The sequence below is a fragment of the Massilia sp. WG5 genome (assembly GCF_001412595.2).
Classification (GTDB): domain Bacteria; phylum Pseudomonadota; class Gammaproteobacteria; order Burkholderiales; family Burkholderiaceae_D; genus Telluria.
In genome coordinates, this window is record NZ_CP012640.2 from 2,482,487 (window position 1) to 2,496,861 (window position 14,375).

Annotated in this window: 9 protein-coding genes; 2 read left to right on the forward strand and 7 right to left on the reverse strand. The window is 65.4% G+C overall.

Annotated features, from left to right (window positions below):
- Positions 1–18: 18 nt before the first annotated feature.
- Entirely contained in the window at positions 19–963 is a 945-nt protein-coding gene (locus tag AM586_RS11010; protein ID WP_052233211.1) for a VirK/YbjX family protein, read from the forward strand.
- Positions 964–1,053: 90 nt separating this feature from the next.
- On the opposite strand, the gene waaF is transcribed toward AM586_RS11010, so the two are convergent.
- The 3 genes from waaF to AM586_RS11025 are packed head-to-tail and all read right to left on the reverse strand — an operon-like array spanning position 1,054 to position 5,052.
- Complete coding sequence (gene waaF / locus AM586_RS11015; protein WP_047821890.1) at positions 1,054–2,091, reverse strand: lipopolysaccharide heptosyltransferase II; 1,038 nt, start codon at positions 2,089–2,091, stop codon at positions 1,054–1,056.
- Positions 2,088–3,818, reverse strand: a complete 1,731-nt coding sequence (msbA, locus tag AM586_RS11020) for a lipid A export permease/ATP-binding protein MsbA (RefSeq protein WP_229411028.1) — start codon at positions 3,816–3,818, stop codon at positions 2,088–2,090. Before msbA ends, waaF begins: the two co-directional genes overlap by 4 nt.
- On the reverse strand, positions 3,811–5,052 hold the full coding sequence (locus AM586_RS11025; protein ID WP_047822111.1) for an O-antigen ligase: 1,242 nt from the start codon (positions 5,050–5,052) through the stop codon (positions 3,811–3,813). Before AM586_RS11025 ends, msbA begins: the two co-directional genes overlap by 8 nt.
- Before the next feature lie 82 nt (positions 5,053–5,134).
- Between AM586_RS11025 and AM586_RS11030 the strand changes: the two genes are divergently transcribed.
- Positions 5,135–5,944 carry a glycosyltransferase family 2 protein gene (locus tag AM586_RS11030; protein ID WP_307162655.1) on the forward strand — a complete coding sequence of 270 codons (810 nt, stop codon included), beginning with the start codon at positions 5,135–5,137 and terminating at the stop codon, positions 5,942–5,944.
- On the opposite strand, the gene AM586_RS11035 is transcribed toward AM586_RS11030, so the two are convergent.
- The 4 genes from AM586_RS11035 to dnaE form a co-directional block, all read right to left on the reverse strand.
- A complete protein-coding gene (locus AM586_RS11035) occupies positions 5,926–7,734 on the reverse strand; it encodes a S8 family serine peptidase (RefSeq protein WP_047821883.1) in 1,809 nt (602 codons plus the stop codon). The two genes, AM586_RS11030 and AM586_RS11035, sit on opposite strands and share 19 nt — an antisense overlap.
- Before the next feature lie 195 nt (positions 7,735–7,929).
- Positions 7,930–9,480: a methyl-accepting chemotaxis protein gene (locus tag AM586_RS11040; RefSeq protein ID WP_109370459.1), complete on the reverse strand. Its 1,551-nt coding sequence runs from the start codon at positions 9,478–9,480 to the stop codon at positions 7,930–7,932.
- A gap of 202 nt (positions 9,481–9,682) precedes the next feature.
- Positions 9,683–10,537, reverse strand: a complete 855-nt coding sequence (locus AM586_RS11045) for a MipA/OmpV family protein (RefSeq protein WP_082439751.1) — start codon at positions 10,535–10,537, stop codon at positions 9,683–9,685.
- Between the two features lie 275 nt (positions 10,538–10,812).
- The gene (dnaE, locus tag AM586_RS11050) at positions 10,813–14,307 is read right to left on the reverse strand and encodes a DNA polymerase III subunit alpha (protein ID WP_047821876.1); all 3,495 of its coding nucleotides are present in this window, start codon (positions 14,305–14,307) and stop codon (positions 10,813–10,815) included.
- Positions 14,308–14,375: the final 68 nt, after the last annotated feature.

Consider the following 14,375-nt stretch of genomic DNA (forward strand, 5'->3'; position numbering starts at 1 on the left):
GTGCAACTTGGTGTACTCATGAAGCTCTATCAAGATGAATTTGGCTGGGCCGAACGGCTCGTCGCCACCGCCGCTCCTTCAGTGACCCTGGACTCCGCGGTACCCTCCCACCTGTCGCGCCTGCCGTTGCTGCGCGAGCGGATCAAGATCCGCCTGCGCGCCCTGCTTCATCCGCAGCAGACGCCGGCCTGGCTGCGCCTGCTGAATTCGCATCCGGCCTTTTCGGAATACGTGCGCAACTGTCCACGCTTCCTGTACAAGGTCTACCGCCCCTACATCAGCAATGCCCTGCGCCCCGAGGACAGGCTGGCGGCGATCCAGGCCCACTACGAGTTCATGTTCCGCCGTGGCCTCGGCCAGACGGTGGCGCGCGCCAGCCTGGGGCCGGTGGTGCTGGCGGCCAGCGAGGGCAAGAGCGGCCTGCCCTACGAGATCCAGCTGCGGACGGTGAACATGTTCGACCGCGAGGGCGAACTGGTGCTGCAGCTGGACCAGGACGGCAAGACGATCTACACGATCGCCTTCACGGTGGCGCCGCGCGACGGCCGCCCCGCCCTCAGCATCGGCTGCGTCCAGGGCGGCAAGCTGGATGATGCGCGCGAGGCGATCCGCCTGGCCACCCGCGACCTGCACGGCATCCGCCCGAAGCAGCTGATGGTGAGCCTGGTGCGCCAGCTCGGCCACGAATACGGCTGCGAGCGCCTGCACCTGGTGTCGAACCGCAACCGCGTGATCTACAAGGCGATCCGCCACGGACGCGTGCTGGCCGACTACGACCTGCTGTGGGAAGAGCTGGGTGCGACGAAGAACGCCAGCGGCGACTACGAGCTCGACTGCGCCCCGGTCGCGGCGCCGGACCTGGAGGCGATTCCGTCGAAGAAGCGTTCGGAAGCGAAGAAGCGGTATGAATTGATGTGCCGCCTGGCCGGCGGGGTGTGCGAGAGCTTGCGGGCCCGCGGCTGATCAACATCAAACCGGGGTCAGACTCCCGATTTTGGCAATAACTCGGTGGACATTGCCAAAAATCGGAGTCTGACCCCGGTTTGTTTTTGCTTAAGCCCGCGCCAGGATCGGCCCCAGCTCGCTCCACACCCGATCTACGCTCATCTTGTTCATGCAGTCGTGATGCCCCAGCGGGCATTCGCGCTGACGGCAGGGCGAGCATTCCAGGCGCAGCGAGACCGTGCGCGCCACTTCCGACAGCGGCGGCGCGTAGTTCGGGTCGGTCGAGCCGTACAGCGCCACCACCGGGCGGTTCAGGGCCGAGGCGATGTGCAGCAGGCCGGAGTCGTTCGAGACCACCGCGCGCGCCTGCGCCAGCAGGGCGATGGCGTCGTCGAGCGACGTCTGGCCGGCCAGGTTGCGGATCGTGCCGGCCGCCGCGCCTGCCTGGGCCTGGACCTGTTCGCAGGTTTCCAGGTCGTTCGGCGATCCCATCAGCGCAATCTGCACGTCCGGCATGAGCCCGGCCACGCGTTCGGCGAGCTGCCCGTAGTGGGCCGGCGGCCAGCGCTTGGCGATGCCGAACTCGGCGCCCGGGGCGAAGGCCACCAGCGGACGGTCCAGCGCGATGCCGAGGCGCCGGGCCACGGCTTCGGTTTCTTCGCCGGCCACGACCAGCGAAGGCCGCGCCAGTTGCCCGGGCAGCGGCAGCTCGGGCTCGCGCGCCAGCGCCGCGTAGAACGGCACCATCGAGCGCGGCGGGGTCTCGTCGTGGTGCATCACGTTGACCATCCCGTAGCGCATCTCGCCCTTGTAGCCGACCCGGCGCGGAATCCGCGCCAGCCACGGGATCAGCGCGTATTTCAGGGTGTTCGGCAGCACGTAGGCATCGCTGTAGCCGCGCTGGCGCAGCTGGCTGGCGGTCTTCAGGCGCTCGCCCAGTTGCAGGGCGCGGTGGCGGAACGGCGTCACCATGATGTGGTCCGCTTCCTGGATGCGCTTCCAGACCGGCACCACCTGCGGCGGGGCCAGCACGTCGATGGCGCGCTCCGGGTGGGCCTGCTTGAGCAGGCGCAGCAGGGGCTGGGCCATCACGGCGTCGCCGATCCAGTTCGGCGAAATGACGAGGGTACGCGCCTGGCCGCTCATAGCGCTTCCACCGGGGTCGTGAACTGCAGGCGGTACAGGTTGGCATACGTGCCGCCCTTCGCCAGCAGTTCTTCATGCGTGCCCTTCTCGACGATGCGGCCGCGCTCCATCACGACGATCAGGTCGGCGCGCTCGATGGTCGACAGGCGGTGCGCGACCACGAAGGTGGTGCGGCCGGCCATCAGGGTCTCGAGCGCGGCCTGCACGGCGCGCTCCGATTCGTTGTCCAGCGCCGACGTTGCTTCGTCGAGGATCAGGATCGGCGCGTCCTTGTAGATGGCGCGCGCGATCGCCACGCGCTGGCGCTGCCCGCCCGACAGGCGCAAACCGTTCTCGCCGATATTCGTCTCGACGCCTTCCGGCAGGCGCGCCACCACGTCGTCCAGGTGGGCGGCCTTGATTGCCGCGGCCAGGCGCGCATAGTCGACTTCCTCGACGCCGTAGGCGATGTTGGCCTTCAGCGTGTCGTCGAACAGCACCACGTTCTGGCTCACCAGCGCCATCTGGGCGCGCAGGCTGGGCAGCATGATGTCCTGGTAAGGCACGCCGTCCAGCAGGATGCGGCCGCCTTCCGGCTCGTAGAAGCGGGTGACCAGGTTGACGAAGGTCGACTTGCCGCCGCCCGACATGCCGACCAGGGCCACGGTCTGGCCCGGCTTCACGTCGAGCGAGACGCCGTCCAGCGCCGGCGCGTGCGCGTTCGGGTAGCGGAAGACCACGTTCTCGAAGCGCACCTGGCCCTGGGCGCGGCCCAGCACCCGGGTGCCCGGATCGTGCTCGACCGGCGCGTCGATCATCTCGAACACGGTCTCGGCGGCGGCGATCCCGCGCTGCATCGGGCCGTTCACTTCGGCCAGCGCCTTCAGCGGCGTCAGCAGCATCAGCATCAGGGTCACGAACTGGGTGAATTCGCCGACCGTCATGTCGGCCTGGATCGCCAGCACCACCACCAGCGACAGCGCCAGCGAGGTGGCGATCTGGGTCACCGGGGTGGTGGCGGCGAAGGCCACCGTCATGCGCTGCGAGAAGCCGCGCAGGGCCTCGCTGCGCAGGAAGAAGCGGTGGTTTTCGTAGCGCTCGCCGGCGAACACGCGGATCACCTGGTGGCCGCGCGCGGCTTCCTCGACCACCTGCGTCATCTCGGCGGTGACGCGCTGGTTCTCGCGGTTCAGGTGCCGCAGGCGCTTGCTGGTGGTGCGCACGATCACGGCGGTCAGCGGCACCACCACGATCGCGACCAGGGTCAGCTTCCAGTTCAGCCACAGCAGCGAACCGACCAGGCCGATCACCACCAGGGCGTCGCGCACGAAGGAGATGAACACCGACTGGATCATGTCCACGACCTGGCGCACGTCGCCGACCACGGTGTTGATCACCTTGCCGGTCGACTCTTCCTGGAAGCGCGCCACCGGCAGGCGCAGCAGGCGTTCGAAGGCCTGGGCGCGCAGGTCGTTCAGGACCCGGCTCAGGACCCAGTTGTTGTAGTAGGCGGTGGCGAAGGTGCCGATGCCGCGCAGGACGAAGATCGACACCAGCACGCCCGGGATCCACCACAGGGAGAACGGGACCTTCTGCCTGAAGCCCAGGTCCATCAGCAGTTGCAGCGCCTTGCCCAGCAGCGGCTGGGTGGCGGCCGTCAGCGCCATCGCCAGCAGCGACAGGAAGGCCCGCCCGCGATAGGGTTTGACGATCGCCCAGAGGCGCTTGATGATGATACGGTTATCCAATTTTATCTTTCGCATTCAGGCAGAAGCCCATGAGCATGAACACCATGAGCGCGTAAAAAAGGCTGCCTTTCATAGACCAGAAGATCACCTCGGTCAGGCCGAAGCTCACATAGCTGGTGACCACCAATACGCCGGCCAGCGCAGGCGCGAACTGCGGCCCGCCCGCCCCGGCGCGCAATTCGCGCGCGAAGAACAGCAGCGGCGTCGCCAGGATCGCCGCCCACAGCGCAAATCCCACCACGCCGCCCGTCGCCAGGGACTGCAATGCATCATTATGCAGGTGCGGCAGCGGCAATACCACCGGGTCGAGCCTGCCTTCACGCGCAAATTCGGCCAGGCGCGCGCGGCAGGCCTGGAAATCCCGTCCCAGCAGCGGGTGCTCGGCGATCAGCATGGAAGCGCCCTTCCACAGCTCGAGCCGGGTGCCGACCCGGGTGTTGACGTTGCCGCCGTCGACCCAGGTGCGCACGTCGCCGACGCCTTCGTCGAAACGCGCCTGCATGCCGGTGGCCGGTACGAACCAGGCGACCAGCACCACCGCCGCGCCCGCCGCCAGCAGGGCCCGCACGCGGCGACCGCCCAGCGCGCGCGCATGGCGCAGGAACAGCAGCGCCGCCACGCCCAGGGCCACCCAGCCGCCGCGGCTGCCGGTCAGCAGCGAAGCGCCGAGGCCGGCCAAGGCCCCGATTCCGGCCAGGCCGGCCTGGCGCGCATCGTCCTTCATGTCGATCGCGGCCGTCACCGCCAGCAGCGCCAGCAGCAGGGCCAGGTCGCCGTAGGTGATCGCATTGATCAGGCCGCCCGGACGGTCGATGCCTTCCACCAGCCGCTGCCAGGCCACGAAGGGCAAGGCCGCCAGCGCGCCGCCGATCACGCCCCACCACAGCATGCGCCGCGACGGGCGCACGGCCAGCACCGCGGCCAGGCTACTTACCGCAAAGAACATGCGCGCCGGCTTTTCCACCGTGTTCATATTCGCTCCGCGCAGCAGGGCGCAGCCCAGCACGAACAGGAAATGCAGCAGAAAGGCTAGCACGACCCAGCGTACCTGCGGCCAGTGGCGCACCAGCGCGTCACGGCACCGCTTGAACGAGATCAAAGCCGTGACCAGGAACAGGAAGCTGCCAAGACTGACGCCGAACAGGGTGACGAGGCTTAGAAAAGGAAACAGGAAGGCCAGGAATCCGGTCCAGAGTGGTCCCGGATCCCTCGTATTCGTCAGATTACTGTTCATTGATGTTCTTGTGGGATACTCTTGCCCCTGAATACAGCAGTGTACATCGGACCCTATGCGGCATGCACAGACAATCTCGGTCGTGATCACCACCTACAACCGGCCGGATGCGCTGGAGGCGGTGGTGCGGGCATGTTTCATGCAGAACGACAAGAATTTTGAAATCATTATCGCTGATGATGGCTCGACTGCCAACACGCGTGACTGCGTGGAAAGGCTTGCCGAGGGGGCGCCGGTGCCCCTGCGCCATGTCTGGCAGCCCGACCAGGGCTTCCGCGCGGCAATGGCGCGCAACCGCGGCACCCTGGCCGCGCACGGCGAATACATCATCTTCCTGGACGGCGACAGCATCCCGCAGCGCGACTTCATCGCCCGCCACCGGGCGCTGTCCGAGCCGGGCTGCCTGGTGTCGGGCAGCCGTATCCTGATGAGCGAGCGCCTGACGCGCCGCGTCCTTGAACAAGGCATCGCGATTCCCGCCACCGGCGTCGCCACGCGCATGGCCTGGCGCCTGCGCGGCGACCTCAACAAGACGCTGCAACTGGGACTGCGCTGGCCCGACCTGGGACGCGTGCGCAACAGTTTCAGCTGGCGGCGCATCAAGAGCTGCAACCTGGCCGTCTGGCGCAACGACCTGGAGCGCGTGAACGGCTTCGACGAGAGCTTTACGGGATGGGGCCACGAGGACTCGGACCTGGTCGTGCGCCTGTTTCACGCCGGGGTGAAGCGCAAGGACGGGGCCTTCGCCACCGAGGTGTTCCACCTGTGGCACCGGGAGGCGCAGCGGGACCAGGAGTCCAGCAACCGGAAGGTGGTGCTGGAGCGGGCGGAAGCGAAGGTGACGCAGGCCACGATCGGCCTGCGCGAACACGCTCACGAATACGGCGTATAGGCAAAACCCTGGCCGATGACCTTGGCCACGTTCTGTAGGTTTTCGGCGCTTTCGCTGAACTGGACCAGTAGTCCGGCGGCGCTCAGGCCATGGTTGATACCGTCGACCCAGAAAGCCAGGCCCTCGGCATCCGGGTGCCGGTGCAGAACGTTGGAGTATGCGGCGCTCACGAGCGCAACATTGCTCGGATTGGCACCGTACAGGCCCGTAAATTCTGCCGATGCCACGAAATCCCTGGCGATCTGGTCGAGTGAAGTGCCATGGTCCAGGGCATTCATCCAGAAGCTCAGCCCGGCCGGGTCAGGCGTACGGCCCAGCGCTGCCTGGTACAGGCGATAGACTTCGCCTGCCAGCTCCCCTTTCCCCACATCGATTGCAAGCGCCGTGTCGGCAAACTGCAGGCGCTCGACGTTGACCAGATGGTTCACCGAATGATCGGCCTTATTGACCACGTCCCAGGAACCGTCGCTGTTACGGGTAACCGTGAATGCCGACTTCGCGCCCGCATAATTCAACAGGTCGACGCCGCTGCCCAGGTCGTAGCTCGTGCCGGCGACTGCAGTGACGGTGTCGGCCAACGCCGTGCCGGCGTGGCCTGCCTGAAACTCGCCGAGCGCCTTGCTGTTGCCGAGCTCCGCACCGGCGGTGATTTTCCGGATGATCTCGGCGGCGGTCGCATTCGGGTTCTGCTGCCACAGCAGGGCTGTGAGCCCGGCCACATAGGGGCCCGCGAACGAGGTGCCGCCATCGTTCCAGTAGGTATAGCCGCTGTCGGAATTCGGTACCCAGCCGGTCGAACTGGCCATCACCCACGCGAAGGGATTGGCGCCCGGCTGGTTCGACGACTGGAAGGGACTGCCGCTCATGATGTCGTAATTGCCGACGTCGATGAGTTCACCTTTAAGGGCCTGTCCGATCAGCGCGGGGCCGGTTGGCGTGAAGCTGCTGAAGTTACCGCCAATGACCACCGTGACGACATTGTGCTGAAACGCATAGTGAATCGCATCCTGTACGGGCTGGTCGATCTGCGGCGAATTCGATTGCAGCGGCATGCAGATGACCTTGGCCCCATTGTCCACCGCCCAGCGGATGCCGGCCGTCATATTCGTGGAGCTGCTGCCCTGGCTTGAGCCGACACGCACGTTCAGCAGTTGGGCATCCGGGGCCACACCCATGGTGTCGCGGCCGTATTGCGGGTCATGGCTCGCAGCGATGATGGACGCCACGCCCAGCGAGTGGTCGCGATAGGCGCCGTTATCGGGCGAAGGATCGTTGTCACCGTCCTGAAAATCGTAGCCACCCACGATCCTGCCGCTGATCTCGGGATTCGCGGCGATACCGCTATCGACGATGGCCACCTTGACGCCCTTCCCGGTAATCCCCGCCGCCCATGCGGAAGGCGCATGGATGGCATTCAGCGCCGCGTAGTTGTTCTGGCCGTTCATCGGCAGCTCTTTCGTATGGGCGATACCCAGAGAGGCTTCTGCATCGATCAGGCCATAGCCCATGGCTGAGGACCACAGCCCATCCGGCGCCTGGACGATTTTTTCTTCGAAGCTGGTGAAAACCGGTTGGAAGTCCGTGCCCACCTTGATGTCGCCGGGGACGCTCGTGACGAACTTGAAGCCCACCTTGCCATCGTCGCTGGCCAGTTCCCAAACATGGGTGCTGGAAGTATCCTGCATCCGCGTCGCGCCCGGCGGGATGCTGCCGTAGGAGACCAGCTTTCCCGACTGGTCGATCCAGTACAGGTTCAGCGTTTCGCTGGACGTATTCGTGACTTGGAACATCAACTTCCCACTACTGTTCGTGGAGATAACTGGAGAAGACAGCGGGAGAAAGTCGATAGTGGACACAACATTTCCTTTCGGGGGAATGAATAGCAAAAAGGCCAGCCCAGCGATGGACTGACCTTTTTAGTTGAATAAATGCAACTATTTCGAAGCGATATTATCAGAACAATATGCTTCGAACAAGTCACGTGGCTAGGCCATTACCCGGAACACGCTCACCGTCTGCGCCAGCTTCGCCGCCTGCTCCTGCATCGCTTCCGAGGCCGCCGCGGCTTCCTCGACCAGCGCGGCGTTCTGCTGGGTCACCTGGTCCATCTGGGCGATGGCCTGGTTGATATGCTCGATGCCCGAGCCCTGTTCGTGGGTGGCGCTGCTGATCGCGCCGATCATGTCGCTCACGCGGCTCACGCTGGCGACGATGTCCCGCATGGTGGCGCCGGCGTCCAGCACCAGCCGCGCGCCGTCGCCGACCTTCTCCACCGAGTCGCCGATCAGTTCCTTGATCTCCTTCGCCGCCGCGGCCGAACGGTGCGCCAGGTTGCGCACCTCGCCCGCCACCACCGCGAAGCCCCTGCCCTGCTCGCCCGCCCGCGCCGCTTCGACGGCCGCGTTCAGCGCCAGGATGTTGGTCTGGAAGGCGATGCCGTCGATGACGCCGATGATGTCGACGATCTTGTTGGAGGAAGCCTTGATCGCTTCCATGGTGTCGACCACGCGCGCCACCACTTCGCCGCCGCGGCCGGCAACGTCGGCGGCCGATTCGGCCAGTGCACTGGCCTGGCGCGCATTCTCGGCGCTCTGCTTCACGGTGGAGGTCAGTTCTTCCATCGACGCGGCCGTCTCTTCCAGCGAGCTGGCCTGTTCCTCGGTGCGGCTCGACAGGTCCAGGTTGCCGCTGGCGATCTGGCTCGATGCGGTGGCGATCAGGTCGGTGCCGCTGCGCACCTCGGTGACGATGCCTGCCAGTGCGCCGCGCATCGCCTTCATGGCCGCCATCAGGCTGGCCTCGTCGCCCTTGCGCACGCTGACCTCGACGCCGAGGTCGCCGGCGGCGATGCGCTGCGCCACCTCGACCGCGTAGGCCGGGTCGCCGCCCAGCGACGCCTCGACCTTGCGGATGATGAGCACGACCACGATGGAGAGCAGCGCGCCGATCGCCGCCAGCCAGATGCCCGACTGGATCAGCTGCCGGTAGAAGGCCTGGTCGAGGTCGTCGATGTACAGGCCGGTCATGATGTTCCAGCCCCAGGGTTTGTAGGCCAGGGTATAGGTCAGCTTGGGCACCGGCTGCTGCGAGCCCGGCTTGGCCCACAGGTATCGGGTGTAGCCGCCGCCATCCTTGCCGGCGGCCGTGGCGGCGATCGCGTCCAGGTAGACCTGGCGACCTTCCGGATCGCGGGTGACGGCGATCTTCGAGCCGACCAGCTCGGCCTTGATCGGATGCATCAGCACCTGCTCGCCGTCGAACACGACCAGGTAGCCGGTTTCGCCGTAGCGCAGCGCCTTGATGCGGGCCAGCGCCTGCTTCTTTGCCTCATCGTCGGTCAGCGCATGGCTGGCGGCCAGCGCGCCGTATTCCCTGGCGATCGAGGCCGCCATCTGGCCGGCGTCGGCGAGCTGGGTCTTGCGCTCCTCCAGCCGCACCTCGCGGTTGTGCAGGGTGTCGATGACGAACACGGCGAGCAGGCAAAGCAGGCTCAGCAGCAAAGGAAGGAAAAGCTTTTGGCGAAAGGTGAGCTTCATGATGTTGGCGTAGGCGATTGGAATTTCTGCAGACCAACATTTATCGCTCGGCGCCTGATGAAACTCAATGGCAGGAAATTAAGAAGAACGGGAAATTTTGATGTTCAAAAACAAAAACATTCCCGATACAACACTAGGAACGTCACGGTGGGCTCGTTTTGAGGCCCCCCGGCCTCAAAACCCCACCCAGACTGTTTCAATGCTAAAAAGTATAGGAAGCAGCCACGCCAATGATCCACTGGTTCTCGTTGCCGTGCCGTTCGACCACCGGGCTGTCCTTGGCGTCGCCCAGCAGGCGCTCATAACGGCCGCCGAGCGTGACCAGCCAGTTCGGGTCGACCTGTGAGGTCAGCGTGAACGGAATCTTGATCGAGGTCAGCCCACTCTGCGCACGGTAGGGAACGCCGTTACGCTCCGGGTAGAGGGCCAGGTCGCTGCCGTTCACGCCGAAGTACTTGTCGTTGAAATGGTCGCTGGCGAAGAACAGGCCGAAGCCAACCGAACCCAGCAGCGGCTTGCCCCACATGCCCGATGCGAACGGGTGGAAATAGGTCGCGCGGACATTGCCGGTGGCGCCGTCGTAGACATTGTTGGTGTTCCAGGTGATGTCGCCGGTGAAGACCACCTTGTGCAGCGGGTTGCTGTCGAGCGGCATGTGGTAGGCCACGAAGGCGCCCATCTCGGTGGCGCTGGCGATCGGCCGCATGCGCTTGACGGTCTCGTTGTCGACGTCGTCGTCGCGCCGCTGGCGCCAGCGAATCAGCGGGCCGGCGCGGAAGTCCTTGCGCGGCACGACGTTGAGCCGGATCTCGGGGCCGACGATCTGCACGTACATCGGATTGCCCCAGGCATCGAAGTTATAGTGCAGCAGCGGCGCGGCGGCGCCCTTGTTCTTGTCCGAGCCGTAGTAGTCGGGTATCGAGAACACGCCGAGGCCGATCAGGTTGGTGTCTTCGCTGATCTGCAGGGGGATGATCTCCTGCGCAAACGCGCCCTGACCGAACATCATTGCAGCCGTTGCGGCAAGTCCCGCGCCCAAAACCCTGGATTTCGTCATGCTCGCCTCCTGGAAAAATATGACGTGATCGCTTGTCGATATGCTGTGTGGATGCGAACCATCGTACGGGGAGAGGTCATGCCCCCTGTTTGCGCCGCCTCAATGGCGCGGGATGAACTTTAGTCTCAAGGGATCTCAACGTCGGCGCTTCGTGAGGCTGCCTAGAGGGAGAAGAAGGGAGAAGGCAGGCAGCGGCGCGGCGCGGCGCGTGGCGTGTGCACGCGCCGCCGGCGGGTGTGGCAATCCCGCCACAGGCGGGGCTGAATCCAGCGGATTTAGTACTCGACCGCTACTTCTTTCGCGCCCAGCTGCAGTTCGAGCGCGTATTTCAGTTCGTCCGAGGGCGCCACGCGCCAACCGTCGCCCAGCTGCACCACGCAGGAAATGCCCTGTGGCGCCACGCGCAGGCTGACCGGCAGGCCGCCTTCCTGGCGGTAGGGTTGCAGGATCTCCGCCAGCTTGGCCGGGCTCACCGTGCATTCGACATCCATTTCCAGCTTGTGGCCGTACTGGATGCGCGCGCTGGCGATGTCGAAGGCCTTCTCGGCGGTGATGCGCAGGCCGCCATTGAAGCGGTCTTCCGACACCTTGCCGACCACCAGCAGGAATTCGTCTTCGCGGAAGATGTTCTTGTTGGCCTCGAGCAGCTCGTTGTAGATCGTGACTTCGACCACGCCGGTCTTGTCGTCGAGCGTGACGATCAGGATCTTGCCGCGCTGGGTCAGCTGGGTGCGCACGCCGGTGATCACGCCGCACAGCATGCGCGGGTCGCGCGAAGGCTCGAGGTCCTTCAGCTTGGTCTTGGCGAAGCGCCGCACTTCCTGCTGGTAGGAATCGAACATATGGCCCGACAGGTAGTAGCCGAGCGCAGTCTTTTCCTCGGCCAGCTTCTGGCGGTCGGTCCAGGGGGTGGCCTTCACATACTCGGGCGGGGCGACCAGGTCGGAGTCGTCACCGCCGAACAGGCTGACCTGGTTGGCCGCCGCCGCCGCCTGGCCGGCCGCTTCCATCGCGAAGCCGACCGAGGCCAGCAGGATCGCGCGGTCGACGCCGAAGCAGTCCATGGCGCCGGCGCGGATCAGCGACTCGATGGTGCGGCGGTTGATCTGCTTGCGGTCGACGCGCAGGCAGAAGTCGAACAGGTCCTTGAACTTGCCGCCCTCCTCGCGCGCCGCGATGATGGCTTCGATCGCGCCCTGGCCGGCGCCCTTCACGCCGCCCAGGCCATAGCGGATGTTCGACACCTGCTTGCCGGTGACGGAACGCGGCGGGCCTTCCGGGGTGAAGCGGAACTGCGATTCGTTGACGTCCGGCGGCAGGATGGTCAGCTTGCAGACGTCGATCGAGTCCTCGACCAGGATCTTGATCTTGTCCGTGTCTTCCATGGCCAGCGACATGTTAGCTGCCATGAACGCGGCGGTGTGGTGGACCTTCAGGTAGGCCGTGTGGTACGACAGCAGCGCGTATGCGGCGGCGTGCGACTTGTTGAAGCCGTAGCCCGCGAACTTTTCCATCAGGTCGAAGATCTCGTCGGCCTTTTCGGTCGACAGGCCGTCCTTGGCGGCGCCGGCGCGGAAGATCGCGCGGTGCTCCGCCATTTCCTCGGCCTTCTTCTTGCCCATCGCACGGCGCAGCATGTCCGCGCCGCCCAGCGAGTAGCCGCCGACGATCTGCGCCATCTGCATGACCTGCTCCTGGTAGACCATGATGCCGTAGGTCTCGGACAGGATCGACTCGGTGCGCGGGTCGGGGTAGTCGAACTTCTCGCCGTGCTTTCGCTTGCAGAAATCGGGGATCAGGTCCATCGGGCCCGGACGGTACAGCGCCACCAGCGCGATGATGTCCTCGAAGCGGTCGGGACGCGCATCCTTCAGCATGCCCTGCATGCCGCGCGATTCAAGCTGGAACACGGCGACGGTCTTCGCCTCGGTCAGCAGCTTGTACGAGGGCCGGTCGGTCAGCGGCAGCGACTCCAGGTTGAACCCGGCATCCTGCGGATCGAGCGCGCGGATGTAGTTGACGGCGCGGTCGAGGATGGTCAGCGTGGTCAGGCCCAGGAAGTCGAACTTCACCAGGCCGGCCGCCTCCACGTCGTCCTTGTCGTACTGCGAGACCACGCCGGCGTCGCCGCCCTGGGTGTACAGCGGGCAGAAGTCGGTCAGCTTGCCGGGGGCGATCAGCACGCCGCCGGCGTGCATGCCGATGTTACGGGTGATGCCCTCGACCTGCTGGGCGAGGTCGAGCAGCTGCTTGACCTCTTCCTCGTTCTCGAGCCGCTCCTTGAGCATCGGCTCCTCTTCGATCGCTTCCGCAATCGAGACCGGCTTGCCAGGCTTGAAGGGGATGAGCTTCGAGATGCCGTCGCAGAAGTTGTAGCCGAAATCGAGCACGCGGCCGACGTCGCGGATCGCGCCTTTCGCCGCCATGGTGCCGAAGGTGGCGATCTGCGACACCGCGTCGCGGCCGTACAGGTCCTTCACGTGCTGGATCACCAGTTCGCGCTTTTCCTGGCAGAAGTCGATGTCGAAGTCGGGCATCGAGACGCGTTCCGGGTTCAGGAAGCGCTCGAACAGCAGGTTGTATTTCAGCGGATCGAGGTCGGTGATCTTGAGGGCGTAGGCGACCAGCGAGCCCGCGCCCGAGCCGCGGCCCGGGCCGATCGGCACGCCGTTGTTCTTGCCCCACTGGATGAACTCCGCCACGATCAGGAAGTAGCCCGGGAACTTCATCTTGATGATGGTGTTGTTCTCGAACTCCAGGCGCGCCTCGTAGCGCGGACGCTCCTTCTCGCGCTGCGCCGGATCGGGGAACAGCTGGATCAGGCGCTCTTCCAGGCCCTTCTTCGTTTCGGCGACCAGGAATTCGTCGATGGTCATGCCCGGGGTCGGGAAGTTCGGCAGCTGCGGCTTGCCCAGCGTGAGGGTCACGTTGCAGCGCTTGGCGATTTCGACGGAGTTGGCGAGCGCGCCCGGCAGGTCCCTGAACAGCTCGGCCATCTCGTCCTGGGACTTGAAGCACATGTTCTCGTTGAAGCGGCGCACGCGCTTGGCGTTGGCCAGCATCTCGCCCTCGGCGATACAGACGCGCGCTTCGTGGGCGATGAATTCGTCCTTGCTGATGAACTGCACCGGATGGGTCGCCACCACCGGCAGCCCGAGGCGGCCGGCCAGCGCCACCGAATGGCGCACCTGCTGCTCCTGGTTGGGCTGGCCGGCGCGCTGGATCTCGATGTAGAAATGGCCGGGGAAGATGCCGGCCCAGCGGGCGGCGCAGGCCTCGGCCTTGGCGATATCGCCGTTGTCGATGGCCTGGCCGATGTCGCCGAACTGGGCGCCCGACAGGACGATCAGGGCGTTCGACTGCGGCACGTCCGGCTCCAGCGTGGAGACGCTGGTCGCCAGCGCTTCCAGCCACTCGACGCGGATCTCGGCCCTGCCCTTGTACTGGTTGGTGAGCCAGGCCTTGGACAGCAGTTCGCACAGCTGCAGGTAGCCGGTCTTGTTCTTGCAAAGAATCAACAAGCGGAACGGCTTGTCGCGGTTCTCGTCGTTGGTGATCCAGGCGTCGACCCCGACGATGGGCTTGACGCCCTTGCCGCGCGCAGCCTTGTAGAAGCGGACCAGGGCAAACGCGTTGGCCAGGTCGGTCACGGCCACGGCCGGCTGCTGGTCCTTGACGGTAGCCGCCACCAGGTCGTCGATGCGGACCAGGCCGTCGACGATCGAGTATTCGGAGTGTACGCGCAGGTGGGTAAAGGTCGGGGAAGTCATCTCATCATTTTACCGCGCCGGACCGGCGGACGGGAGCGTTGACATTGCTTTTAGGAACGCGCGTGGCG

Coding starts and splice junctions, on each gene's coding strand:
- AM586_RS11045 (WP_082439751.1), bottom strand. CDS start 10,537: ATGACGAAATCCAGGGTTTTGGGCGCGGGACTTGCCGCAACGGCTGCA.
- AM586_RS11010 (WP_052233211.1), top strand. CDS start 19: ATGAAGCTCTATCAAGATGAATTTGGCTGGGCCGAACGGCTCGTCGCC.
- AM586_RS11035 (WP_047821883.1), bottom strand. CDS start 7,734: ATGTTCCAAGTCACGAATACGTCCAGCGAAACGCTGAACCTGTACTGG.
- AM586_RS11040 (WP_109370459.1), bottom strand. CDS start 9,480: ATGAAGCTCACCTTTCGCCAAAAGCTTTTCCTTCCTTTGCTGCTGAGC.
- AM586_RS11025 (WP_047822111.1), bottom strand. CDS start 5,052: ATGAACAGTAATCTGACGAATACGAGGGATCCGGGACCACTCTGGACC.
- dnaE (WP_047821876.1), bottom strand. CDS start 14,307: ATGACTTCCCCGACCTTTACCCACCTGCGCGTACACTCCGAATACTCG.
- waaF (WP_047821890.1), bottom strand. CDS start 2,091: ATGAGCGGCCAGGCGCGTACCCTCGTCATTTCGCCGAACTGGATCGGC.